The sequence below is a fragment of the Streptomyces sp. NPDC046759 genome, from assembly GCF_040645475.1.
GTDB lineage: Bacteria > Actinomycetota > Actinomycetes > Streptomycetales > Streptomycetaceae > Streptomyces.
The window spans coordinates 234,078-257,453 of sequence record NZ_JBEYYJ010000002.1 but is presented as its reverse complement, the minus strand read 5'-3'; the positions used below and the strand labels follow the sequence as shown (position 1 = coordinate 257,453).

The following is a 23,376-nucleotide window of genomic DNA, read 5'->3' as shown; positions in this document are numbered from 1 at the left end:
CCGCGCGTAGTGTGAGACGGCATGGGGGAACTGCGTGCGGACTGGAGACTCAGACTGCGGCGCGAGGGCGCGCACGGCCCCGTCTGTGGCGCCGGAGTGCTCGTCGATCAGCATACGGCGCTGACCTGTGCGCACGTGGTGCGCCGCCCGGACGCCGTCATGTGGCTGGAGTTCGCCGAGAACAACGCGCTCGAGCCGGTCGCCGCACGCGTGATGCCGGGCGGCTGGCTGCCGGAGGTGCCCGCGGGCGGCAGCGGCACCGGCGAGGACGTCGCCGTGCTGCGGCTGGACAGCCCGCGCCCGCAGGCACGCCCCGCCCCGCTGGAACCCGTGCCGTGGGGCGGCACGGAGGTGTACGCGACCGGCTACGCGGAGGGCTTCGACGACGGCATGAGCCTGTGGGGCCGGATCGGCGGAGTCAGCGGCGAGCGGGTGCAGCTCGACGCGGTCACGAGGTCGGAGGTGGTGCGCGCCGGGTTCAGCGGTGCCGCCGTGTGCACCCGGCCGCAGGAAGGCCGTCCCGCCCGCGTGGTCGGTCTCGTCGTCAGCTGGCGCGGGGACCTCGGCCGGCTGCTGCCCGAGGACAACCGGCTCGCCTTCTCGTATCTGGTCCCCCTGGAGCGGATCGCCGAACTCTCGCCGGTCGTCGGGGAGCTGTGCGGCCCGAAGGCCTGGGATCGCGGTTTCGAGGAGCGGGTGACCCGGTGGTTCGACGACCCGGACGAGGACCCGGTGAAGATGACCGTGGTGCCCCCGGGCAGCGGAAAGGACCGTTCGTTACGCCATCTGCTGCACCGCGCCGACGTCGTCCATCGCGGCGGCGGCAGCAGGCCGCACCTCGCCGACCACGCTCTGGACCACGTGGCCTTCCCGGCCGGTGAGTACCTCGGGTACTGGGACTGGCTGCGCGGCGCCGGGCGCCGGCCGGCGCAGGCCGCCGAGCGTGCGCCCGTCCGACCGGTCACGGTCCTCGTCGACGGCCTCGACGAGGAACCCGAGCCGGGTCCGCTGATCGAACTCCTGTCACGGCTGCGGGTGTTGGGCTTCCGGCTGCTGCTCGTCTTCCGTCACGAGGGCGGCACCGGCTGGACCGCGTCCCGCGACCAGCTCCTGCTGCCCGCGCTCCTCGGCCACGCGGACGCGCTGCTCGGCCGCCTCCAGCACGCGGAGTTCAGCCGCGCCGTCCGCCGCGACGTCGTGAACAGCGCCTCCCTCAGCTCCGTCACCGAGACGGTCGACCTGCGCCGGGCCGAGCGCCGTCTGATCGACGACGTGCGGGAGCCGCAACGACAGCTCACCCTGCTGCGCGGACTGATCAGAACCCTGCGCGCCGACCTCGGCCGCCATGGGGGCCGGTGATGGTGTACTCGGCGCGGCCCGGGCGAGGGAGGACGGCGAGAGGATGAGGATCTGCCCGCACCGGCGCTTCGACGGAGCCCCCTGCGGTGGTCCCGTGCTGCCCACCGGCTACTGCGCCGAGTGCGGCCGCGCGGAGAACGGCCCCGCCCTGCCCGCCCTGCCGGAGGACCCACGGGACCTCGGCCCCCGTGAGCTCCTCGCGCTCCCCGAGCGTGAGCCGCGTCCCGCCGAGGCGCGCCTGATCCGTGCCGAGGGGCCGCTGCGCATCCGCATGGTCTGCTCGGCCGCCGACTGCGGCATCGCCTTCGCCCCGCCGTACACCGAGGGCCCCGTACCGATCAAGGGTTTCTGCCCGGCCTGCGGCGAGCGCTACTCGTACGAGCCCGAACTCACCAGGGGCGACGTGCTGCGCGACCAGTACAAGATCATGGGACCCATCGCGCACGGCGGCCAGGGCTGGGTCTACCTCGCCGAGGACACCCATCTCGGCGACGTGGTCGCCGTCAAGGGACTGCTGAACCGGTACGAGCACGACGGCGCCCGGCTCGCCGACGTCGAGCGCCGCAACCTCGTCGCCATGCGCCACCCCCGCATCGTCCAGATCCGCGACTTCGTCGCCCGCAGCGACGACACCGGAAAGGTCACCGGCGGCTACATCGTCATGGACGACGTCGGGGACGGCACCCTCGCGAAGGTCGTCGAGGAGACCCGGCGGGGCGAGTCGGTCCTCGACATCGAGCACGTCGCGGCGTACGGCTGCCAGATCCTCGAGGCCTTCGTCCATCTGCACGCCGGCAGCGAACGGGTCTTCGTCTACGGGGACATGAAGCCCTCGAACGTCGTACACCACGGCGACGGCGTCAAGGTCATCGACCTCGGCGGCATGCGCGAACAGGGCCAGAGCCAGCCACCCGCCCATGTCACGCCCGACTACACGGCTCCCGAGACCGGGACCTCGGCCATGCCCACCGTCGCCCACGACCTGCACACGGTCGGCGTCACCCTGCGGGAGCTCGCGCGCTGGGCCGTCGACCAGGTGCCCGGCCTCGGCACCACCTCCTTCCGCGGGGTCGTCGAGCGCGGCGTACGGACCGACCCCGGCCGGCGCTTCGTCGACGCCCGGGAGATGGCCGGCCAGCTGCGCGGCGCGCTGCGGGAGATCCGCGCCCTGCGCGGCAAGACCGACCCGCCCGAGCCCTCCGACTACTTCCGGCCGTCCGCGCAGCTGCTCGGCGCCCGGCTCGGCACGGTGCCGGGCATCGAACACTGGCTGGACCGCCCACGCCGCGCCCGGCACGAGCCACCCGTGGCTCCGGCCCTCGACCTCGGCGCCCCCACGCCCGCCGAGATCGCCGGCTGTCTGCCGGTGCCGAGGCGGTATCCGGGCGATCCGCAGACCGCGCGGTTCGAGGTGAGCAGCGGCTACGACCCGGACCGGCTCCTCGCCCAGGAGGGCGCGAAGCCGGACTCGGTGGAGATCTGCCTGCACAACGTGCGTGTCCTGCTGGGCCGGAACACGAAGGACGACCTGCAGCGGGCCCAGGAGGAGCTCGACACCGCCGACTCCGTCCCGGGTCCGTCCGCCGTGCGCCGGTGGCGGCTGGAGTGGCACCGCGCCCTGCTCGCGCTGCGCAGCGCCGGCCTCGACGAGGACCCGCGGCAGGTCGCCGAGGCCAAGGCCCACTTCATGCGGGTCCACCTGGAACTGCCCGGCGAGTACGCGCCCAAACTGGCCCTCGCCTACTGCGGGGAGCGGCTCGGGGACGACGCGGCCGGACCCGCCGCCAGACAGCTGTACGAGGCGGTGTTCGCCCGCAACCCCGCGCACGGCGGCGCCGCGCTCGGGCTGGCCAGGCTGGCGCTCCGCGCGGGTGACCGCCGGGCCGCCCTCGACGTGCTCGCCCGGGTCCGGCCCGGCACCCTGGACCACAGCGTCGCCCGGATCGCCTCCCTGCGCATCCGAGCGGCCCGGCTGCCCGGGGACGGCGATCCGCTGCCCGCGCCCGCCGAGGTCGACGCCGCGCTGGCCGAGCTGCGCGGCCTGGTGGGGCAGAGCCCGGGGGCCGGCGAGCCGAGCCTGTCCGAGGACGAGGCGCTGCGTCTGAGCACCGAACTGCACGAATGGAAGCTGGACGCACTGCACAGCCTCAACGACCGGCCCGGCCCACCGGGACGGAGCGCCGGACCGTTCGTCGCCCGCAGACGACGTCTGGACGGCCCGGAGCGCGAGTTGCGCAGCCGGCTGGAGTCGCACTACCGGCAACTGGCCGCACGTCACCGGGGGTCGGCCGCCGCCCACGAACACCTCGTGGACCTGCTGCACGCGGTACGGCCGCAGACCCGGTTCTGACCACACGGTACGACCGGCCGAACGGGCACCCACCACACGGTGCGCACGCCGACGAACGGGAAGGAGCGGTGACGTACGACATGAGCAGCCACACCCGGCCGCCGCAGCCGGGCATCCGACTGCACGTGGACCTCGACAGCGATCTGCCCCCGCACCGCAGCGCGAAGATCGAGGCCCATCTGCAGGTCGACGTGGCGGCCGGCGGTGCTCCCACCGACCTGCCCGCGGTGGAGCTGGCCGTGATCATCGCGGTGGACGTCGCCGAGTCCAACCGGGCGGCCGTCCGGCACGCCCTGCCGGCCGCCTTGCGGGCGCTGCCCGACCGCATCTCCTTCGCCGTGCTGGGCGGCGGCCCCGAGCCGGTCCGGTGCTACCCGCGGGGCGACGACGAGTGGGCCGTCGCCGACCAGCACCAGCGGCGCCGGGCCGCCTTCGTCGCGGGTTCGCTCCCCCTGCACCGGGACGGTCCGCGCCCCGCCGGGTACGCCGCCTGGGTGGCCGGAGCGCGCGCCCTGCTCGCCGGCCGCCCGCTGTCGGTGCGCCATCTGGTGCTGATCACCGACGGCAGCAGCGCCGCCGGGGAGACCCGCCTCGAGGAGGAACTGGGATCCTGCGCCGACCAGTTCACCTGCGACGTGTTCGCCGTGGGCGCCGACTGGACGCCCGACCCCCTGCTGACGCTCGCCGAACGGCTGCACGGCAGCGCCCGGTTCGTGGACGACGGGCTCGGCCAGGCGGTCACGGCCGCCATCCAGCGGCTGCGCCGGGTGCACACTCCCCAGCTGCCGATCGAGGTGACCGTGCGGCCCTCCGTGCGCCAGGTCTCGCTCAACGAGAAGGCACCCCGGCCGCACCGGCTCCGCGGGGTACCCCGGCCCGGCAGGCCGTCCCGCTGGAGCTTCTCGACCTACCAGTGGCAGGAGGGCAGACGCGACTACCTGCTCACCCTGGTCGCCGACGCCGACGCCGACCCGCTGGAGACCGAGCTGCAGTTCGCCATGGTCTCCATCGGCGACGTCCACGCGCCGCTCCTCGCCCGCTGGCACGTTCCCCGACAGTCGCCGCCGCCCGCCACGGCGGGCGCGGACAGCGTGCGCGACCTCAACCTCACCACCCGGATGCGCGACGCCCTGCGCCAGGGGCTCACCGCGCTGCGGGACCACCGCCGGGACACCGCCGAGGACTGCCTGGGGCAGGCAGCACGCCTGGCGGTGCGGTTCGGCACCGACTGGGTGCTGGACGAGATCCGCACGGTCGCCGACATCGAGGACGGGGCCGCGGGGCGGATCCGGCTGCGCCCGTTCGACGCCGGCACCCTCGGCCCCATGATCCTGCGCGCCGCCACCCGTCCCGGAGAACCCCCGGCCGACGCCGTAGCCGCACCGCCCGGCCCGCGCTGCCGCAACTGCGGCGCCCCGGCCGGGAGCGAGGCCCGTTACTGCATCTCATGCGGGGAGAAGCTGCTGTGACGACCGCACCCGCCCTGTCCTGGCGCCGATACTCGCTCACCGCCTTCTGGCGCAGGCGCCTGAGCCCCTGGCGGACCCGCCGTCTGCTGGAGGCGCACCTCCTTGTCGTGTTCGTGTGCGCGGCCGTGGCGGCGACCACCCTGTTCCTCTCCTACCGTCAGACCCAGCGCGGTGCCGAGACACTCGCCTCCCGCGAGGCGCCGGCCGTGCAGGGGCTCGCCGCCGCCCGGCTCGCGGCGATGCGTGCCGACCAGGAGGCCCGTGCCCTGGTGCGGATGCACCTCGTCGACGTCGCGGGTTCGGGCGAGACCTACCGTTCCCAGCTGTCCGCCGCCGACCAGGGGCTGTCCCGGATCGCCGACCGCACGGACCAGGACCTCGGCACCGTCAACGGTCTGCTCGCCACCTACGGCAACTCGCTCAGCCTGGGCACGTCCCTGTACCGCGACGAGCCGCTCATGCGGGAGCAGAAGCTCGACGAGGCGCACTCGCTGCTCACCCGCGACAAGGTGGGTCTCGCACCCCGCCTGGACGAGCTGGAGCGGGCCCAGCTGAGGCACGCCGAGGCCACGGCCACCATGGGGCGGTGGCAGCGCGGCGGCTGGTGGCTCGCGGAACTCGCCCTGGCGGCCCTGGCGCTGACCCTGCTCTCGGCGCTGTTCGTGCTGCGGGACCGCTGCGGCCGTGACTGGAACCCGTATCTGCTCGCCGCCTTCGCGCTCACCGTGCTGCTCGCGGTGGTCCCGCTGATGACGACGTCCGCCACCGAGGACGACCTCGACGTGGCGCTGAGGCATCTGCAGCAGATCACCGCGGTGTCCCGGCACAGCGGACCGGGGCTGGCCGGTGCGCAGCAGAGCGTCGCGCAGGAGTCGGACGAGGTGCGGCAGGAACTGGCCGACGGCACCTGGACCGTCAGGGTGTACCGGGGCACGTTCGTCGGCGGACTGCTGGTCGTCGTGCTGCCCGCGCTGGGGCTCGGGCTTCGGCTCGACGGCGACTACTGGGGGCGGCGGTGACCCGGCGGTTCAACGTACTGGTGCTGCTCGTGGTCATGCTGCTGATCGCCGCCGGCAGCATGGTGGTGGTGTGGGCGCAGCACGACGACGCGGAGCCGGTGACCATCCTCGGGACGTGGACCGGGGAGCAGGAGAAGCAGTTCAAGACCCTGCTGGACGGCTTCGGCATCCCGTACCGCTACCAGGGCACCGCCGCGCAGCGCGAGGTGCTGCTCTCCAAGGTGCAGTCGGGAGAGCCACCGGACATCGTCATCATGCCGGGCATCGGCGAACTCGCCGAGTACGCCGACCAGAACCGCCTGAAACCGCTGAACGGCCTCTATGACCCACAGGAGTACGGCGCGCCCTGGAAACCGACCGGCACCCCCTCCGCAGATGTCTACTGGGTCCCGGTCAAGGCGGACCTGAAGAGCATCGTCTGGTACCGCCAGGGTGACAGGCCGCCCGGCTCAGCCGCCCCGCTGAGGAGTTGGTGCATCGGCATGGGCGACGACGGCGCCTCCGGCTGGCCCGGCACCGACTGGATCGAGGACCTGGTACTGCAGCGGGAGGGGGCCGGCGTCTACGAGAAGTGGGCGCTGGGCACAGGCCCGACGCAGTGGTGGCGGAGCGATCCCGTACGCACCGCGTGGCAGGCGTGGGCCGGACTGCTCCGGCAGAACAGACAGGCGGCCGGACACGCCCTGCTCACCGACCACCGCGGCGGCCCTGACAGCCATGGGCTGCTGTTCGACGGCTGGGGCGGGTGCAGCCTGGAGCACCAGGGCTCCTTCGCGCGCTCCTTCTACAAGTCCGACGCGACGCACGCGCGCCTGACCGACTCCGCTCCCCTGCTGCCCGGAGGCGGTGGCCGGGCCGGGGCCCACGAGGTGACCGGCGACTTCGCGGCGCTGTTCAGCAAGCGTGCCCAGGCCCAGGATCTGATCCGGCGGCTTGCCTCCAGGGAGGGCCAGCAGAAGTGGGCTCAGCAGGCAGGCGTCTTCTCGGCGAATCGCCGGGTGAAGCCGCGAAGCGGCGCGGTCGAACACGACATCGCCGTGCGGCTGGGTGCGGGCCCCCGCTGCCTGGACGCCTCGGACGTCATGGCACCCGCCGTGCGGGACGCCTTCTACGAGGCCGTCCTGCAGACCATCGCAACGGTCGCCTCCGGCCGGAAGCCCGACATCCCGGGTCTTCTGCAGAACGTGCAGAGGGTGCAGGATGCGCGTTCGGCGCAACGCGTCGACAGCAGAGCTGCTCCCAAGACGGTGTGCAGCAGGCAGTGAGGGACGGGGGGCGGCACGCGCCCGATGCCGGTGTCGGGCCGGCCCTACGCGGTCTCGCGCGCCGGGACCGGAGCCCCGGAGGCGGGTGCCGGGGTACGCCCGGGCCAGGGGATCCGGAACGCGGTCAGGGTGACGATCAGGGCCGAGGCGGCGACCGTGGCCATGCCGAGGGTCAGGTCTGTCGCGCCGGCGACGAAGCCGATCAGGGCGGGCCCGGCCAGCAGGCCCGTGGTGCCCATCGCGGCGACCAGGGCGAGGGCGTCGGAGCCGTGGCCGGCGGCCGCGACGTAGACGCACGGGGTGACGGCGGCCGCACCGAGGCCGACGCAGGCGAAGCCGAGCAGGGCCGGCACCAGCCCGCCGGTGAGGAGGGCGAGGGCGAGACCGGCGGCGGCCGTCGCGCCGCCCGCCCGGACGACCCGGCCGTCGCCCCAGCGGGCGCGCCAGCGGTCGGCGCGCAGGCGGGCCAGCAGCATCATCACGGAGACGACCGCGATGCCCAGCGGCGCCGTGGACGCCGACGCCTTGACGACGTCCCTCAGATAGAGCGTCGACCAGTCGTTCATCGCCCCCTCGGTGATGGTGCCGAAGGCCATGGCGCAGCCCATCAGCAGGGTCGTCCAGGAGGGCAGGGTCCGGCGGCGGCTCGGCTTCGGCCCGCCCGCGGTCCCCGGTTCCCTGGCGGCCGGCAGCCCGGGGCGGGCACCGGCCGGCAGCAGCAGCGCCAGGGCCCCGGCCACGGCGAAGTGCGCCGGGACCGAGGCGGTCAGGGCGGTCACGCCGGAGGTCAGCAGCGCCGCGGCGAGCAGGCCGGCGCTGAAGGTGGCGTGCAGCTGGGCCATGGCGGTGCGGCCGTACGCCGTCTCCAGCGCGGCGCCCTGGGCGTTCATGGCGACGTTGAGACAGCCGACCGCGACGCCGTCGGCGCAGACGGTCAGGAGGGCGAGCGGATAGTCCGGTACGACCGACAGGGCCGCGAGTACGGCGACCAGGCACAGGGCCGAGGCCAGGGACAGCCGCCGGGAGCCGAGGCGCCGCATGAGGACGGCGACCAGCGGGAAGGAGGCCGCCGCACCGGCCCCGCAGACCATCAGCAGCAGACCCACCTCGCCGGCGCCCAGGTCGAGCCGGGTCTTCAGCGCGGGCAGGCGGGAGACCCAGGTGCCGTACTGGAAGCCGAGGAAACAGAACAGCGCCGCGACGGACCACTTGGCCCGGCGGAAGCCGACAGGGATGTTCGCCACGGCCGTCACCCCGCCTTCCGCACCGCGGCGACCGGCGCCGACATGTACACGGCTCCGGCGCCGTAACCGGCCGGCAGGGGCGTCTCGTGGTGGGGGCGGTAGCCGTGGGCACGCCAGAAGGACTCCCTGCCGAGGACAGCGATCAGCGACATCGTCGCGAAGCCGCGGAGGCGGGCCGCGTCCGTCAGATGACGGACCATGCGGGTGCCGAGCCCTCTGCGCCGCAGGGGCCGGGCGACGGCGAGGTCGTGCAGGTGGAGGTTGGACAGGCCCGGCAGGCGGTGGACGGGCTGCTCGGGCCGGCTCAGGTCGGGGCAGCTGAACCGCGGGTAGGGCAGGGCCAGTGCATAACCCGCGATCCGGCCGTCGACGTCCAGCACGAAGCAGGTGCCCGCCGAGGCCCGGGAGCGCAGCACGGCCTCGCCCTCGGTGAGCGAGGTGTCCGCGTACGCCTCCGCCTCCAGGGCCGCGACCTCGGGCCAGTCGGCCTCGGTGAGGTCCCGTACGAGGTCTTCCATGTCAGTGGTGTCCTTCCTGGCCCCGGGTGCACAGGCAGGGCAGCGGGCGGATGCCGTTGAATCCCTGGGTCATGTAGCTGGTGGCGTAGGCGCCGGCGGAGAGGATCCAGACCGGGTCGCCGGAGGTGACGGACCGGGGGACGCGCACGGGATGCCGGCCGCCGCCGTAGGCGTCGTCGCTGTCACAGGTGGGGCCGGCGACGATCGCGCAGACGTGCTCCTCCGTGTCCGGGTGGCCCGGGAAGACCATCCGGTGCGTCAACTGGTCCATTTCGTAGAGGCCGTTGAACTTGCCGCAGCTCAGGTACAGCCAGTGCGTGTCCTCGCCGTCCGGCCCGCGGCGCCGGGTCAGGCGGAAGACGTGGGCGCGGACCGCGCCGTGGTCGGCGACCAGGTGGCGGCCGGGTTCCATGACGACGTCGAGCGGGGCGGAGGCGAGGCCGCGCAGGCGGTCCACGCCCTCGCGGAGCACGGTGAAGATCTTGTCCAGAGGCGGGTCGAGGGGGTTGCCGTGCCGGTCCTGGTAACCGAGCGCGGGCAGCCCGCCGCCGAGATTGACGTGGTCGGGTACGATCCCGCGCCCGGCCAGGGCCGTCAGGGTCTCGGCGAGGGTGTCGAAGGCCCGCTGCCAGGCCTCGCCGGTCATCTGCTGGGAGCCGACGTGCACGGACAGGCCGGCCGGGGCGAGTCCGGACGCGCGGGCCGTGGCCAGCACGCGGACGGCGTCGTCGGGAGCGCAGCCGAACTTGCGGCTCAGGCCCCACAGGGCGCCCTCCCCGCTGGTCGCGAGGCGGCAGAACACCCGGGCACCGGGGGCGTGTTCGGCGAGCGCGGTGACGTCCTCGACGCTGTCGGTGGCGTAGGTGCGCACGCCCAGGCGGTGGGCCTCGGCGATGTCCTGGTCGGACTTGATCGTGTTGCCGTAGTGGATGCGGCTCGGCCGCGCACCGGCGGTGAGGGCTTGGGTGATCTCGGCGGGGCTCGCCGCGTCGAAACCGGCGCCGCGCTCCGTGAGGGTGCGCAGGACCTCGTCGACGGGGCAGGCTTTGAGGGCGAAGCGGATGTGGGTGCCGGGCAACTCGTCCAGCAGCGTGTCGTACTGGCGCTCGACGCCGGTCAGGTCGTAGACGATGCGGTCGGTGTCGGCTGCGGCGAGTGCGGTGGCGAGGGGCTCGCCGAGTGCTCCGCCGCGGGTTCGCCGTGGCGGGTCGCGCCGTTCCCCGCGCCCCAGTGGCGCGCTCATGTGCGGGCCGCCTCTATCAGTGCCGGCCAGGCCTCGACCAGGTCAGCGAAGGCCGCCGTGTCCGACTCGGCGTCGTCCAGTAACCGGTCACGCTCCATGGCCAGTTGGCCGGCGAACGCCGCGTACCGGCCGCCGAGTTTGCGGTATGCCGTGTCGAGACGGTCCAGGCGCCAGATGTTCTCGGAACGGTCCAGGCCGGTGCTCTCCCGCAGGAACGCGGTGACCGTCTCCGCCCTCACCCGATGCCGCTCGTCCAACAGCCCGGCGCCCTCGGCGGCCATGCGGTCGTAGACGTGGTGGAAGTGGAGCATCGACAGCAGGAACTTCACGAACCGCCGCTGGTAGGCCACGAACCCGGTGTCGGTACGGCGTTCGGGGGTGTGGAAGTTCTCGATGTGCCGGTTGTGGAGGATGCCGGGCAGGCCGGCGTCGTGGACGAGGTGGAGGAGGAAGTAGTCGCTGCCGATGGTGTCGGTGGCGGGCGGCAGCGGGACGCGTTCGTACACGGAGCGGTGGAAGGCGATGTTGCACATGTCGACGCGCATGGGGTCGACGACGGTGAGGGTCGAGCGGTCGCCGGTGAAGGGGGCCGTGCCCGCGCCGGTGAAGGACTCCTCCACCAGCGCGTTCCTCCGCTCCTCGGGCCAGTGGCCGGGCGCCCAGAGGCCGACGACGTCGTGGTACACGCCTTCGTCCAGCCGCCGTATCTCCCCGACGTCGACGGAGAGTTCACCGATGAAGGAGGCTCCGGCGAGGGACACCGGGAGGTGGCTGCGGGCGGGGTCGAGGTCGGTGCGCAGACCGCCGGCGGTGGCCTCGGCGGCGGGCCTGCCCAGCCAGGGCAGCTCGTGGTGGACGGGGAACACCGGCTCGCCGCCGTGGAGCTGGTAGGCGCTGTCGGAGTCCCTGCGGTGCAGGGACTGGCAGCCGAGGGCGGCGGCCAGCAGGAAGGCCCGGTTGGTGCAGGCCCCGTACGACAGGGCCGGCGGGAGCATGAGGTCGATCAGGCGGTCGGGCTCGGGCAGGCCGGCCCGCTCGACGGTCCGGCGCAGGAAGACGCGCTGGACGTGCTCGTCGAGGTGGTGGACGGTGACGCCCTCCGCCGGGCGGAGTCCGGCGACGGTCCGGGCGTGCCCGGCGCGGGTGCGCTCGTCGGAGGAGTCGAGGATCAGGAGCTGGACGTCACTGCCGAACCGGCTCGCGGCGTGGGCGGCCTCTTCGCTGACGGCGGTGAGGGTGTCCGAGCAGGCCCGGTTGGTGGGCAGGCACAGGCAGATCCGGTTCACGGTGCCTCTTCCGGGGCGGTGGCCCAGGCGTCCAGTCCGAGCAGTCTTCTGCCGAGGGGGTTGAGCGTGGCGGGCCCGTAACGGTGGGCCTCCGGCTCGCGGGCGTCGCCGAGGAGGGTGGCGTTCCAGCCGGGGGTGGCCAGGGTGCGCCAGGACTCGACGCGGGACTCACGCAGGGTGGTGTGCTTCTCCAGGGCGGGCATCATCGACAGGTACTGGACGGCTCGGACACCGTTGTCGGAGAGGTTCGGTGCCACGCCGTGCGCCAGCAGTCCGTTGAAGATGAGCAGGTCGCCGGCCTGGAGGTCGGGGCGGATCACCGGGAACTCGGCGCGGTCGGTGCCGGGGCGGACCGGGTCGCGGCCGGGTGGCTGGGTCACGCGCCACTCCTCGAAGCGGCGGAACAGTTCCGGGGCGCACTGGAAGCCGCCGAGTTCGGGCCGGGTGTCGTTGAGGGCGATGATGCCCTGGACGCGCTGCGGGAGCACGGCGAGGGTGGTGTCCACGTCCCAGTGGAGCTCGATGTCGAAGCCGGTGTCGGCGGGCTCGATGAGGGAGCGGGAACGGGTGCGTGTGTTGGGCGGGTTGAGGTTGAGCCGGTCCAGGGTGACCCACAGTTCTTCGCAGTCCCAGACGTCGGCGAAGGCGTCGTACACCCGCCGGGTCTGGCGGCTGTCCCAGAGCAGCTGGTGGTGGTAGGCCTCGACGAAGCCGTAGACGAACAGATGCTGGTCGAGTTCGGATCGGAACTCCGGTTGCGCGTACCAGGTTTCGGGGTCGTCGGGGTCGAGGCCCTGGAACTGCCAGGCGAAGTCGAGCAGGCCCTTGGCCTCGCCGGGCGTGATGGCCTCGCGTACGACGACGTAGCCGTACGTCTGCCAGAAGGCGAAGTCCTTGTCGGACAGCACCCTGAGGGGCTGGGACTTCTCGAGGTGGCGCAGCGGGGTGGGCGCGAGGTAGCTCTCGCCGTCGGCACTGAAGTAGGGGCGCGCCGAGGCGGCCCGGTGGAGGTGAGGGTGCGGGTGCGGGTGGGGGTGGTGGTGGGGGTGGGGCGTCTGCATGCGATTCCTCTGGAACACAAGGTGCGGTTGGGATCCGGGAAAAGAGCAAGATCGAGCAGGCCGCCCGCGGGTGCGGGCGGCCTGAGGGGCCCGTGGGTCAGCCCGCGACGACGGCCTCCGCCGCCGCCGCACCGCAGACCCGGGCGGCGCCGTACGTGGCGATGTGCAGGGTGCCGCGCGGGGCGGCCTGCGGCAGGCCCATCTCCACGACGACGGTGTCGGGGCGGGCGGCGAGCAGGGTGTCGAGGGTTGAGGCCATCCAGGCGTGCCGGTGCTCGTCGCGCACCACGGCGACGATCCGGCGGCCCTCGGCGGCGGCGAGCGCGGCCTCACCGGCGCCCTCGCCGGAGAAGGAGCCGGAGGCGGTGCCGGGCAGCAGCCGCTGGAGATCCGCGGCCACGCCCCACGGAGTCTGGTCGCCGACGGCGATGTTGCGGGCCGGCTCGAACTGGGCCACGTACACCGGCGCGGTGACCGGTGCGGCTGCGCCCGCGCGGGTCACGGTCAGGGCGCGGCGGGCCGCGACCAGGCCGATCTCGGGGTCGGGTGCGGTCTTCTCCGCGTCGCCGCGGGCCCCGGCGGTCCATGCGGCCAGCTCCCGCACCCGGGCGGCGGCGTCGGCGAGCCGTTCCTCGGGCAGTTCGCCGGAGCGTACGGCGGCCACGAGCGCGTCCCTGAGTTTCAGCACGGTGCCCTCGTCGCACAGTCCGCCGCCGACGCAGATGGCGTCGGCGCCGGCCGCGAGCGCGAGGACCACGCCGTGCTCCAGGCCGTAGGTGCCGGATATCGCCCGCATCTCCATGCCGTCGGTGACGATCAGGCCCTGGTAGCCGAGTTCGTCGCGCAGCAGCCCGGTGAGGACGCGGCGGGAGAGGGTGCCGGGGCGGTGCGGGTCGAGGGCCGGGACGAGGATGTGCGCGCTCATGACGGCACGGGTGCCGGCGGCGATGGCCGCGCGGAACGGGGGCAGTTCGCGTGCGTAGAGGGTTTCGGCGTCGACGTCGATGCGGGGTACGGCGTGGTGGGAGTCGACGTTGGTGTCGCCATGGCCGGGGAAGTGCTTGGTGCAGGCGGCGACGCCGGTGGACTGCAGGCCCTCGACCCAGGCGGCGGTGTGCCGGGCGACCAGGTCGGTACCGGCGCCGAAGGAACGGACACCGATGACGGGGTTGTCGGGGTTGGCGTTGACGTCGGCCGAGGGCGCCCAGTCGAAGTTGACGCCGCAGGCGGCCAGGCGGCGGCCCAGCTCGCGGGAGACGGCCCGGGTGAGGGCGGGGTCGTCGACGGCGCCGAGAGCGTGGTTGCCGGGGAAGGAGGAGCCGGTGCGCACGTCCAGGCGGGTGACGTCACCGCTCTCCTCGTCGATGGCGACCAGCAGGTCGTCCCGTTCGGCGCGCAACTGCGCGGTGAGCGCGGTGACCTGGTCCTCGCTGACGACGTTGCGGCCGAACAGGGCGACGGAGGCGAGGCCCTCAGCGAGGCGACGGCGCACCCAGTCGGGCGCGGTGGTGCCGTCGAACCCCGGCTGCAGCACGGCGAGGGCGTCCCGGGTGAGGGTGTCACCCGCGGCGGAGCCGCTGTCAGACCCGGTGGTGGCGAGTGTGGTCATCGGCGGGGTCATCCCTTCACGGCGCCGTCGGTCAGACCGCTGACAGCCTTGCGTTGCAGGAAGATGAAGAGGATCAGGATGGGCAGCGCGAACAGGGACGAGGCGGCCATGGTGGCGCCCCAGTCGTCGCCGAAGGCGGTCTGGAACTGCGACAGCCACAGCGGCAGGGTCTGCTTCGCGTTGTCCTTGTTGAGGATCAGCACGAGCGGGAACTCGTTCCAGGCGGTGATGAAGCCGAACAGCGAGGTGGCCATCAGACCGGGCGCCAGCAGCGGGAAGATCACCTTGCGGAAGGCCTGCATGCGGGTGCAGCCGTCGACCATCGCCGACTCCTCCAGCTCCTTCGGCACGGCGGCGATGTAGCCGCGCAGCGTCAGGATGGTGAGGGGCAGCACCATCATCGTGTAGAAGACGGTGAGGGGGACGAGGCTGTCCAGCATGTCGTTGTCGCGCACGATCATGTAGATGGCGATGATCATGACCTCCCAGGGGGCCATCTGCGCCAGCATGAAGACGACGACGAGCCCGCGCCGGCCCTTGAACCGCATCCGCGCCAGGGCGAACGCGGCGAACAGGGCGATGACGAGCGAGGACAGCACCGAACAGACCGTGACGGTGACGGAGTTGCCGACCAGCGTCCAGAAGTGGTCGGCGTCGACCGCCTTCTTGAAGTGGCCGAGGGTGACGTTCGTCGGGAACCACACCGGGGTGTCGGCGATGATGTCGCCGGTGGGCTTGAAGGCCGTGGCGAACATCCAGTAGACGGGGAACACGAAGCCGACGAAGAGGACGACGGCGGTCGCGTTGGGCCAGACACGGCCGAAGAGCGAGCGCTTCACAGCTCGTCCTCCTCTTGCTTGAGCACCATGCGCAGGTAGTACGAGGTCATGACGAGCAGCACCAGGATGGTCAGGAAGGAGATCGCCGCGCCGACCCCGAAGTGCTGGTTGCCGACGCCTTCGACGTAGGCGTAGACCGGCAGGGTCTCGGTGAGGCGGTCGGGGCCGCCCTCGTTCATGGCGAAGACCTGCGGGAACGCCTTGAAGACCCAGATGACCTCGAGGAAGGTCGTGGAGTAGAGGAACGGCCTGAGGAAGGGCAGGGTCACCGAGGTGAAGCTCTGCCAGGCGCCGGCGCCGTCCAGGGACGCGGCCTCGTACAGCTCCTTGGGGATGGTGGTGGTGGCGGCGTAGAGGTTGATCGCCACGAAGGGGACGGACATCCACACGATCAGCAGGGTGATCACGGCGAAGGTGGAGAACTGGGAGGCCAGCCAGTTGTGGTCGGCCATGGAGTGCCAGCCGAGCTTGTCCAGGACCCAGTTGACGACGCCGTAGCGCTGCGCGAACAGCCACTGGTAGACGGTGGTGGCCGCGATGACGGGCATGGCCCAGGCGAGGACCAGGCCCACCAGGAGGGTGAGGCGCATCCTCTTGCCGAGGCGGGCCAGCAGCAGCCCGATCAGAGTGCCGAACACCATGATCAGGACGACGTTGGCCGCGGTGAAGAGGAGGGAGCGCTCGACGACCTTCCAGAAGTCCGAACCGGTCAGGACCTCCTTGTAGTTGTCGACGCCGTTCCACTCGGTGAGGTGCTGGATGAGCTGCCGGGGGTTGAGGTTCTGGAACGACAGCATGCCGTTCTTGATCAGGGGCCAGCCCAGCAGGATCAGTGTGGCCAGCAGCGCGGGCAGCAGGAGCAGGTAGGGGGCGGCGAGGGCGCGGCGGCCGGCCGGCGACCCGGAGGTGCGGTCCTCGCCTCGCGGCGGCGCCGGAACCCGGGCCTTGCGGACAGCGGGCTCCCCGGCCGTGTCCGTGCCTTCGGTCTGCACTGACATGAGTCGTCATCTCTTCCGTGGCCGTACGAATGCGTGTGCCCTGCGTACGGCAAGGGACGCGCACGGCACAGGTGAGCCGGGGGCGTCCGTGCGACGCCCCCGGCGCGGGTCTAGTTCTGCTGGGCCAGGCGCTTGTCGATCTCGCCCGAGACGTCCTTGGCGGCGTCCGCCGGGGACTTACCGCCCAGCACGGCCGTCATGTAGGACTTGATCGGGTTGGGGGTGTTCTCCACGGCGGCCCACCCGGGGATCAGCGGGGTGGTGCCGCCGACCGCGGCGCCGGGAGCCGCGGCCTCGGCGGCGGCGTTGCCCTTGAGGTTGCTCTCCAGCGACGTCTTGTTCGGGACGACGCCGTTGAGCTTGGCCAGTTCGCCCTCGTACTGGTCGGACAGGGCGATCTTCAGGAACTCCTTGGCCAGCGACTGCTTCTTGCTGTTCTGGGCGACGGCGAGGTTGGAGCCGCCGAGGAAGACGCCCTCGGGCTTGTCGGCGGTCGCGCCGGGGATGGTGAAGTAGCCGAGGTCCTTCTCGATGGCCTTGTTGGTCTGGATGGCGGTGCCGGCCTCCCAGCCCATGCCGATCATGGCGCCGGTCTTGCCCTTGGCGAAGATGGTGGCCTGCTGCGGGGTGGCCTCGTCCTTGTCCTTGGGGGCCTTGGAGTAGGAGGCGTACTTCTTGTAGATCTCCATGGCCGCGGAGACCTTCGGGTCGGCGAGGTTGGAGACGTACTTGTCGCCCTGCTTCTTCACCAGTTCCCCGCCCTGACCGATGATCAGGCCGTCGAGGAAGTACCAGTTCTGGCCGGGGAGGTAGAGCGGCTCGGCGTCGGTCTTCTTGCCGATGGTCTCCAGGTCCTTGAAGAACTCGTCCCGGGTCTTGGGGGTGTCCTTGATGCCGGCCTTCGCCCAGATCGCCTTGTTGTAGATGACGACGCGGTTGGCGAAGTACCAGGGGGCGGCGTACTGCTTGCCGTCGTAGACGGCGGACTGGGAGACCGACGGCGTCCAGTCGGCGCCGATCTCCTTCTTGAGGTCGGCGAGGTCGGCGAGGCCGCCGGTGGCCGCGTAGGCCGGGGTCTGGGTGTTGCCGACCTCCAGGACGTCCGGCGGGTTGTCCTCGGAGAGGGCGGTGGTGATCTTCTGCTGGATCCCGTCCCACTTCTGGATCTCGAACTTCAGCTTCGCGCCGGTCTTCTTCTCGAACGCGGCCTGGACGTCCTTGGTCCACTGCGGCGGCGCCGAACCGTCCATGGTCCAGACCGTGAGCGTCTGGCCCTTCCAGCTGCCCGGTCCCGCGTCCTTGCCGCTGTCCTTGCCGTCTTTTCCGCCACACGCCGCAACGGAGACCATCATGCCCGCGATCACGATCGCGGCAGCGAGCTTGCGCTTCACGCCACCCTCCTCAGGGATGCCACTAACCCCCCACGCCCTCGGCGGTGACCTGCGTACGACGCTGCTGCACGTAGGGCTCGGGACCTGGCCACTAATGGTGTAGACCAGTACCGGGGAGCTTGGCCTAGACCTTTCGGGGTGTCAAGGGTGGTTCAGGAAGCCCCTTCCGGCCGTTACCAGAACGTCACCGGAGGGCGTCCGTCCACATCCGCCCCTTTCGCCCGGGCACCCGATTGGACCGGACCTGGACGAGCGGGTTGGACTAGACCATAGGGCAGTTGGTCGCTATAACGGGAGACCGTCGACACAGCCGGGAAGGCAGGCATGACCACCGACGTCAGCAGCGCCCAGCCGCACCGAGGGGCGTACGGCCGCACCGCGCGCGTGCCGAAGTACTACCGGATCAAACAGCGGTTGCTCGCCATGGCCGAGGAGTTGCAGCCGGGCTCCGCCATGCCGGCCGAGCGGCTGCTCGCCGTGCGGTTCGACACCTCACGGACCACCGTCCGGCAGGCGCTCACCGAACTCGTGGGCGAGGGCCGCCTGGACCGGATCCAGGGCAAGGGCACCTTCGTCGCCCAGCCCAAGCTGTACCGCACGCTCGAGCTCACCTCGCACACCGAGGACATGCGGGCACAGGGCCTCACCCCCGCCTCACAGGTGCTGGACGTCGGGGAGGTGCCGGCGGACGAGCGGCTCGCGGGTCTGCTCGGCATCGGGCTCGGCGAGCGGGTGCTGCGCATCGAGCGGCTGCGGCTGGCCAGCGGCGACCCCATGGCGATCGAGACGACCCATCTGTCCGCGCGCCGCTTCCCCGGCCTGCGCGCGTGCCTGGCCACCCGCCCGTCGCTGTACAGGGCCCTCGCCGAGGTGTACGGCGTCCATCTCGCGGAGGCCGACGAGACCATCGAGACGTCGCTGTCGACCCCGCGCGAGGCGCAGTTGCTCGGCACCGACGTGGGGCTGCCGATGCTGCTGCTGTCCCGGCACTCGCGTGACGCGGACGGCACCCCGGTGGAGTGGGTGCGCTCGGTGTACCGGGGTTCCCGGTACAAGTTCGTGGCCGCCCTGCACCGGCCGGCCGCCGGGCCGGCACAGGGCTGAGCACACGGGAGTTCGGCCACGCCCGCACGCCACCGTGCCCCGCAGGACGCCACGGGCCGGCGTGTGGGGGTGTCGCGGTGTCAGGGTGTCGCGGTGTCGGAGTGCCCGGGTGTCGCCGGGCGAGGCCGTCCGGCACCGGCCGCGGGCGTACGGCGTCCGGCACGGACGGTCGCCGTGGACCTCCGGCGCCCGGCCCGGTGCCGGGCGCACGGCGGTGTCGCCCGCCCGGCCGGCGCGGCGGGGGGCCCGTCCCTTCCGGGTCAGCGGACCGTCCGTCACCTCCGGGCCAACGGACCGTCCGGCACCCCCGTCTGAGCGGACCGTCCGTCACTTCCGGTTGAGTGTGACGTCCTTTTGCTGCATGGCGTGGAAGGCCGGCACCAGCAGGAGGAGGCCGCCGGGGCGCAGTTCGGTGACCGTCGCCTGCACATAAGCCTTGCCGGCCTTCAGCGCCTCCGACGAGACCTTGCCGGAGTTCTTCCACCGGTGCTTGGCGCCGTCGCACCGGGCGGCGGTGCCCCCGATGCCGTACGCGGTCGTGCGGCTGCCCTGGCTGATGGAGGAGCTGACGAAGGCGACGCCGGTGGCGCCGGTGCAGCGGTAGGTGCCGGTGAGGGTGACGGTGCCGTCCTTGGCTACATGGCCGGTCCTGTCGACGGTGACCGTCTCGGCGGAGCCGGCGGCGGCCGGGCCGGCGGCGGCGCACAGCAGGGCGGCCGCGCCGAGGGCCGCGGCGAGCGCGGGGCGTAGGGGCATGGAGTTTCCTCCCGGTTCCGGTGGGATTGGGGCCTACCACTGGTACCGGGCGGCCGTGCCGCCGGGCGTGACCGTCACTCCATCGGTGGCGCGTCATGGAACCGTCCGGGAGTTGTCCGGGAGTTGTCACGCTTCACGGCGAGCGGTTCCGGAGCGTTCACGCCGGGAGCATGGTCTATGCATCACGGGCGGCGGCCGCACCCGCCGGCCCCTCACATCCCGATGTGGAGGTGCGCCATGTGCTCCGACCAGTCTTCGTGCCCCGCGTCCGGCGCCGCCCTGCGACACCCGGTGGCCACCCACCCCGAGCAGGGCTGGACCTTGCTGTGCGACGGCTCGATCGTCTTCGACGACAGCGGCGAACTGCACCCGGACGGCAGCGTGGTCCCGCCCTGCCGGGTCCCCGCCGAACGCCTCGCCGTGGCGGCCCGAACGACCTCATCGGCGCTTTCCGTGGCGGCCTGAACGACGGCTCGTCGACCTCAGCCGGTGGCTACGGCAGCACCGCGAACCCGTCCAGCTCCACCATCGCCTGCTCGTCCCACAGCCGTACGACCTGCACGACGGCCATGGCCGGGTAGTCCCGGCCCGCCAGGTCCCCCCAGATGCGCCCGAGCCGGCCGGCGTGGGCGCGGTACGCGGCGACGTCCGTGGCGTAGACGGTCACCCGGGCGAGGTCGGCGGGGGTGCCGCCGGCCGCACGCAGGGCCGCGAGCAGGTTGCCGAGGGCCCGCTCGAACTGCTCGGGGAGCGTGTCGCCGGTGACCTTGCCGTCGGTGTCGAGGGCGGTCTGGCCCGCGAGGAACACCACCCGGGAGCCGGACGCGACGACGGCGTGCGAGAAGCCGGTGGGCGGGGACAGCTCGGGCGGGTTGACGCGCTCGGTCGTCACCGGACCTCCCGTTCGTCGGCCCGTTCGCGGGCCTGGGTGTACAACTCCCTGGCGATGATGCCTCGTTGGACCTCGCTCGCGCCCTCGTAGATGCGCGGGGCGCGCACCTCGCGGTAGAGGTGTTCGAGGAGGTGGCCGCGGCGCAGGGCGCGGGCGCCGTGCAGCTGGACGGCGGTGTCGACGACGTACTGCGCGGTCTCGGTGGCGAGCAGCTTGGCCATCGCGGCGCGCCGGGGGACGTCCGCGGCGCCTTCGTCGTACGCCGTCGCCGCCGCGTAGACCATCAGCCGGGCCGCCTCGGTGCGCAGGGCCATCTCGGCGACCTGGTGGGAGACGGTCTGCAGGTCCATCAGCCGGCCGCCGAACGCCTCGCGGCGGCGGGTGTGGCCGAGAGTGGCGTCGAGCGCGGCCTGGGCCATGCCGACCGCGAAGGCGCCGACGCTGGGGCGGAACAGGTTGAGGGTGCCCATGGCGACGGCGAATCCCCGGTCCACCTCGCCGAGCACGTCGGCGGCGGTGACGGGCACGGCGTCGAAGTCGAGGGCGCCGATGGGGTGGGGAGAGAGCATCTCCAGCCCGTTCCCGGTGAGCCCGGGGCGGTCGGCCGGGACGAGGAAGGCGGTCACACCGCGGGCTCCGGCACCCGGTGCGGTGCGCGCGAAGACGGTGTAGAGGTCGGCCTCGGGGGCGTTGGAGATCCAGCACTTGGCGCCGGTGAGCCGCCAGCCGCCGGCGCCCTCGGGCTCGGCCGCCAGGGACAGGGCTGCCGCGTCCGAACCGGCCTCCGGCTCGCTGAGCGCGAACGCGGCGACCGCGCTGCCGTCGGCGACCCGGGGCAGCCAGCGCTCCCGCTGGGCGGGGCTGCCGTGGGCGTGCACCGGGTGGGCGCCCAGGCCCTGCAGGGCGAGGGCGGTCTCGGCCTCCGTGCAGGCCTGGGCGAGGGACTCCCGCATCAGGCACAGGTCGAGCGCGCCGGAGGTGAACAGCCGGGCCAGGAGCCCGAGTCGGCCGAGTTCGGCGAGGAGCGGCCGGTTGACGTGTCCCGGCTCCCCCTTGCCGGCGAGTGGACGCAGCCGTTCGGCGGCCATCGCGCGCAGCTCGGCGCACCAGGCGGTCTGCTCCGGTTCGAGCGAGAATGCGGGCACTGCCGGCCCTCCCTCCGGTCCGGGCCGCCACGGCCCTTCCCGTCACCGTCCGAGGGGACCCGGTTCGCTTGTCCCCCTCACCGCCGACGTTATCGCGGAAGGTTGACTGCCGTCACCAACGCGATACGCTCCATGTGGCGGCATCGCCGTCGGCCCACCAGGACGCCGGTGCCCACCACGGCGCCCGTCTCGACGTCTGTCACGGCAAGGGGGCGAACCGCCATGCATCGCTCGGCCCATGTCGACACCTTCGCGCGCGACCACCTGCCGCCGCCGGGCGAGTGGCCCGAGCTGCGGTTCGACCTGCCGGAGCTGCACTACCCGGACCGGCTGAACTGCGCCGCCGAGCTGCTGGACCACGCCGAGGCCGACCGCCCGGTCTTCCACACCCCGGACGGCCGCAGCTGGACGTACGGCGAACTGCGCGCGCACGTCGACCGGATCGCGCATGTGCTCACCGGCGACCTGGGGGTGGTGCCCGGAAACCGGGTGCTGCTGCGCGGCCCGACCACGCCCTGGCTCGCCGCGTGCTGGCTGGCCGTGCTGAAGGCGGGCGCGATAGCGGTCACCGTGCTCGCCCAGCAGCGCCCGCACGAGCTGGCCACCATGTGCGAGATCGCCCTGGTGCGGCACGCGTTGTGCGACATCCGGTCGGTGGACGACCTGGCGAAGGCCGACATACCCGGGCTGCGGATCACGACGTACGGCGGTGACGGCCCCGACGACCTCCTCAACCGCCCCGCGCCCGGCACGCCGTACCCGGCGGCCGGCACCGCGGCCGACGACGTGGCGCTGATCGCGTTCACCTCGGGCACCACGGGTCGCCCGAAGGGGTGCATGCACTTCCACCGGGACGTGCTGGCGATCGCGGACACCTTCTCCCGGCATGTGCTGCGCCCCCGCGCGGACGACGTGTTCACCGGCTCTCCCCCGCTCGGCTTCACCTTCGGCCTGGGCGGACTGGTGATCTTCCCGATGCGGGCCGGAGCCAGCTCACTGCTCCTCGAACAGGCCGGCCCCCGTCATCTGCTCCCCGCGATCGCCGGCCACGACGTCTCGGTCCTGTTCACTGCGCCGACCGCCTACCGCGCCATGCTGGAGCGGCTGGACGAGTACGACGTCTCCTCGCTGCGGCGCTGTGTGTCGGCCGGCGAGAACCTGCCCGCCGCCACCTGGCGGGCCTGGCACGAGCGCACCGGCCTGCGGGTCATCAACGGCATCGGCGCCACCGAGCTGCTGCACATCTTCGTCTCCGCCGCCGACGAGCGGATCAGGCCGGGCACCACGGGCGTTGCGGTGCCGGGCTGGCAGGCGCGCGTGCAGGACGCGCACGGCACGCCCGTCCCCGACGGCGAGCCCGGCCTGCTCGCCGTGCGCGGCCCGGTCGGCTGCCGCTACCTCGCCGACCCGCGGCAACGCCAGTACGTGCGCGGCGGCTGGAACATCACCGGCGACACCTACGTCCGCGAACCCGACGGCTACTTCCGCTACGTGGCCCGCGCCGACGACATGATCATCTCCGCCGGGTACAACATCGCCGGGCCGGAGGTGGAGGACGCGCTGCTGCGGCACCCGGACGTGGTGGAGACGGCGGTCGTGGGCCGCCCGGACGAGGACCGCGGGCAGGCGGTGGTGGCCTACACGGTGCTGCGCGAGGGAGCCCCGCGCGATCCGGAGGCCCTGCGCGCCTTCCTCACGTCCGAACTGGCCCCCTACAAGTGCCCGCGCGAGTTCGTCTTCCTGGACGCGCTCCCCCGCACCGCCACCGGCAAGCTGCAGCGCTTCCGGCTGCGCAGCGAAGGCGACCGGCAGTGATGCCGACGACCTA

The 23,376-nt window shown here is 72.8% G+C and carries 20 protein-coding genes; 8 read left to right on the top strand and 12 right to left on the bottom strand.

Translation table 11 applies throughout. The features are described 5' to 3' along the window. The first annotated feature begins 21 nt into the window (after positions 1–21). The 5 genes from ABZ919_RS03865 to ABZ919_RS03845 all read left to right on the top strand — a co-directional run bounded on the left by ABZ919_RS03865 (position 22) and on the right by ABZ919_RS03845 (position 7,462). Entirely contained in the window at positions 22–1,359 is a 1,338-nt protein-coding gene (locus ABZ919_RS03865; RefSeq protein ID WP_361242373.1) for a serine protease, read from the top strand. 43 nt (positions 1,360–1,402) lie between these two features. Next, entirely contained in the window at positions 1,403–3,709 is a 2,307-nt protein-coding gene (locus ABZ919_RS03860) for a tetratricopeptide repeat protein (protein WP_361242370.1), read from the top strand. A gap of 80 nt (positions 3,710–3,789) precedes the next feature. Continuing rightward, positions 3,790–5,178, top strand: coding sequence for a hypothetical protein (locus ABZ919_RS03855; RefSeq protein WP_361242367.1), 1,389 nt, complete (start codon positions 3,790–3,792; stop codon positions 5,176–5,178). Next, complete coding sequence (locus ABZ919_RS03850; RefSeq protein ID WP_361242364.1) at positions 5,175–6,197, top strand: hypothetical protein; 1,023 nt, start codon at positions 5,175–5,177, stop codon at positions 6,195–6,197. Before ABZ919_RS03855 ends, ABZ919_RS03850 begins: the two co-directional genes overlap by 4 nt. Continuing rightward, positions 6,194–7,462 carry a carbohydrate ABC transporter substrate-binding protein gene (locus tag ABZ919_RS03845; protein WP_361242361.1) on the top strand — a complete coding sequence of 423 codons (1,269 nt, stop codon included), beginning with the start codon at positions 6,194–6,196 and terminating at the stop codon, positions 7,460–7,462. Before ABZ919_RS03850 ends, ABZ919_RS03845 begins: the two co-directional genes overlap by 4 nt. Before the next feature lie 44 nt (positions 7,463–7,506). Here ABZ919_RS03845 and ABZ919_RS03840 read toward each other — a convergent pair whose 3' ends face one another. The 9 genes from ABZ919_RS03840 to ABZ919_RS03800 all read right to left on the bottom strand — a co-directional run bounded on the left by ABZ919_RS03840 (position 7,507) and on the right by ABZ919_RS03800 (position 17,651). Further along, a complete protein-coding gene (locus ABZ919_RS03840; RefSeq protein WP_361242358.1) occupies positions 7,507–8,706 on the bottom strand; it encodes an MFS transporter in 1,200 nt (399 codons plus the stop codon). Between the two features lie 5 nt (positions 8,707–8,711). Then, on the bottom strand, positions 8,712–9,224 hold the full coding sequence (locus ABZ919_RS03835) for a GNAT family N-acetyltransferase (protein ID WP_361242355.1): 513 nt from the start codon (positions 9,222–9,224) through the stop codon (positions 8,712–8,714). A gap of 1 nt (position 9,225) precedes the next feature. Beyond that, the gene (locus tag ABZ919_RS03830) at positions 9,226–10,467 is read right to left on the bottom strand and encodes a type III PLP-dependent enzyme (protein WP_361242352.1); all 1,242 of its coding nucleotides are present in this window, start codon (positions 10,465–10,467) and stop codon (positions 9,226–9,228) included. Next, positions 10,464–11,753 carry a DUF6271 family protein gene (locus ABZ919_RS03825; protein WP_361242349.1) on the bottom strand — a complete coding sequence of 430 codons (1,290 nt, stop codon included), beginning with the start codon at positions 11,751–11,753 and terminating at the stop codon, positions 10,464–10,466. The genes ABZ919_RS03830 and ABZ919_RS03825 overlap by 4 nt, the downstream gene beginning before the upstream one ends. Continuing rightward, entirely contained in the window at positions 11,750–12,814 is a 1,065-nt protein-coding gene (locus ABZ919_RS03820; RefSeq protein ID WP_361242346.1) for a phytanoyl-CoA dioxygenase family protein, read from the bottom strand. Before ABZ919_RS03820 ends, ABZ919_RS03825 begins: the two co-directional genes overlap by 4 nt. 97 nt (positions 12,815–12,911) lie before the next feature. After that, the gene (locus tag ABZ919_RS03815; RefSeq protein WP_361242343.1) at positions 12,912–14,423 is read right to left on the bottom strand and encodes a glycoside hydrolase family 3 protein; all 1,512 of its coding nucleotides are present in this window, start codon (positions 14,421–14,423) and stop codon (positions 12,912–12,914) included. Positions 14,424–14,431: 8 nt separating this feature from the next. Then, entirely contained in the window at positions 14,432–15,262 is an 831-nt protein-coding gene (locus tag ABZ919_RS03810) for a carbohydrate ABC transporter permease (RefSeq protein WP_361242340.1), read from the bottom strand. Beyond that, complete coding sequence (locus ABZ919_RS03805; protein ID WP_361242337.1) at positions 15,259–16,260, bottom strand: sugar ABC transporter permease; 1,002 nt, start codon at positions 16,258–16,260, stop codon at positions 15,259–15,261. The genes ABZ919_RS03810 and ABZ919_RS03805 overlap by 4 nt, the downstream gene beginning before the upstream one ends. Before the next feature lie 110 nt (positions 16,261–16,370). Beyond that, the gene (locus tag ABZ919_RS03800) at positions 16,371–17,651 is read right to left on the bottom strand and encodes an extracellular solute-binding protein (RefSeq protein ID WP_361242334.1); all 1,281 of its coding nucleotides are present in this window, start codon (positions 17,649–17,651) and stop codon (positions 16,371–16,373) included. 324 nt (positions 17,652–17,975) lie between these two features. Here ABZ919_RS03800 and ABZ919_RS03795 point away from each other — a divergent pair, with 324 nt between their 5' ends. Then, the gene (locus ABZ919_RS03795; protein WP_361242331.1) at positions 17,976–18,755 is read left to right on the top strand and encodes a GntR family transcriptional regulator; all 780 of its coding nucleotides are present in this window, start codon (positions 17,976–17,978) and stop codon (positions 18,753–18,755) included. Between the two features lie 327 nt (positions 18,756–19,082). Here ABZ919_RS03795 and ABZ919_RS03790 read toward each other — a convergent pair whose 3' ends face one another. Then, positions 19,083–19,511, bottom strand: a complete 429-nt coding sequence (locus ABZ919_RS03790) for a DUF6299 family protein (RefSeq protein ID WP_361242329.1) — start codon at positions 19,509–19,511, stop codon at positions 19,083–19,085. A 237-nt stretch (positions 19,512–19,748) separates the two neighbouring features. Here ABZ919_RS03790 and ABZ919_RS03785 point away from each other — a divergent pair, with 237 nt between their 5' ends. Continuing rightward, on the top strand, positions 19,749–19,976 hold the full coding sequence (locus ABZ919_RS03785) for a DUF5999 family protein (protein ID WP_361242326.1): 228 nt from the start codon (positions 19,749–19,751) through the stop codon (positions 19,974–19,976). 28 nt (positions 19,977–20,004) lie between these two features. Here the strand turns inward: ABZ919_RS03785 and ABZ919_RS03780 are convergent, their stop codons facing one another. Both ABZ919_RS03780 and ABZ919_RS03775 read right to left on the bottom strand, forming a co-directional pair. Then, the gene (locus ABZ919_RS03780) at positions 20,005–20,403 is read right to left on the bottom strand and encodes a RidA family protein (RefSeq protein ID WP_361242323.1); all 399 of its coding nucleotides are present in this window, start codon (positions 20,401–20,403) and stop codon (positions 20,005–20,007) included. Further along, a complete protein-coding gene (locus tag ABZ919_RS03775) occupies positions 20,400–21,548 on the bottom strand; it encodes an acyl-CoA dehydrogenase (protein WP_361242320.1) in 1,149 nt (382 codons plus the stop codon). Before ABZ919_RS03775 ends, ABZ919_RS03780 begins: the two co-directional genes overlap by 4 nt. 222 nt (positions 21,549–21,770) lie before the next feature. On the opposite strand from ABZ919_RS03775, the gene ABZ919_RS03770 reads away from it, so the two are divergent. Further along, positions 21,771–23,363, top strand: a complete 1,593-nt coding sequence (locus ABZ919_RS03770; protein WP_361242317.1) for an AMP-binding protein — start codon at positions 21,771–21,773, stop codon at positions 23,361–23,363. Positions 23,364–23,376 lie beyond the last annotated feature (13 nt).

Bases quoted from the DNA above. Each gene is read 5' to 3' on its own strand.
- ABZ919_RS03865 (WP_361242373.1), top strand. From the start codon at position 22: ATGGGGGAACTGCGTGCGGACTGGAGACTCAGACTGCGGCGCGAGGGC.
- ABZ919_RS03860 (WP_361242370.1), top strand. From the start codon at position 1,403: ATGAGGATCTGCCCGCACCGGCGCTTCGACGGAGCCCCCTGCGGTGGT.
- ABZ919_RS03855 (WP_361242367.1), top strand. From the start codon at position 3,790: ATGAGCAGCCACACCCGGCCGCCGCAGCCGGGCATCCGACTGCACGTG.
- ABZ919_RS03835 (WP_361242355.1), bottom strand. From the start codon at position 9,224: ATGGAAGACCTCGTACGGGACCTCACCGAGGCCGACTGGCCCGAGGTC.
- ABZ919_RS03830 (WP_361242352.1), bottom strand. From the start codon at position 10,467: ATGAGCGCGCCACTGGGGCGCGGGGAACGGCGCGACCCGCCACGGCGA.
- ABZ919_RS03820 (WP_361242346.1), bottom strand. From the start codon at position 12,814: ATGCAGACGCCCCACCCCCACCACCACCCCCACCCGCACCCGCACCCT.
- ABZ919_RS03815 (WP_361242343.1), bottom strand. From the start codon at position 14,423: ATGACCACACTCGCCACCACCGGGTCTGACAGCGGCTCCGCCGCGGGT.
- ABZ919_RS03805 (WP_361242337.1), bottom strand. From the start codon at position 16,260: ATGTCAGTGCAGACCGAAGGCACGGACACGGCCGGGGAGCCCGCTGTC.
- ABZ919_RS03795 (WP_361242331.1), top strand. From the start codon at position 17,976: ATGACCACCGACGTCAGCAGCGCCCAGCCGCACCGAGGGGCGTACGGC.
- ABZ919_RS03790 (WP_361242329.1), bottom strand. From the start codon at position 19,511: ATGCCCCTACGCCCCGCGCTCGCCGCGGCCCTCGGCGCGGCCGCCCTG.
- ABZ919_RS03785 (WP_361242326.1), top strand. From the start codon at position 19,749: ATGTGCTCCGACCAGTCTTCGTGCCCCGCGTCCGGCGCCGCCCTGCGA.
- ABZ919_RS03770 (WP_361242317.1), top strand. From the start codon at position 21,771: ATGCATCGCTCGGCCCATGTCGACACCTTCGCGCGCGACCACCTGCCG.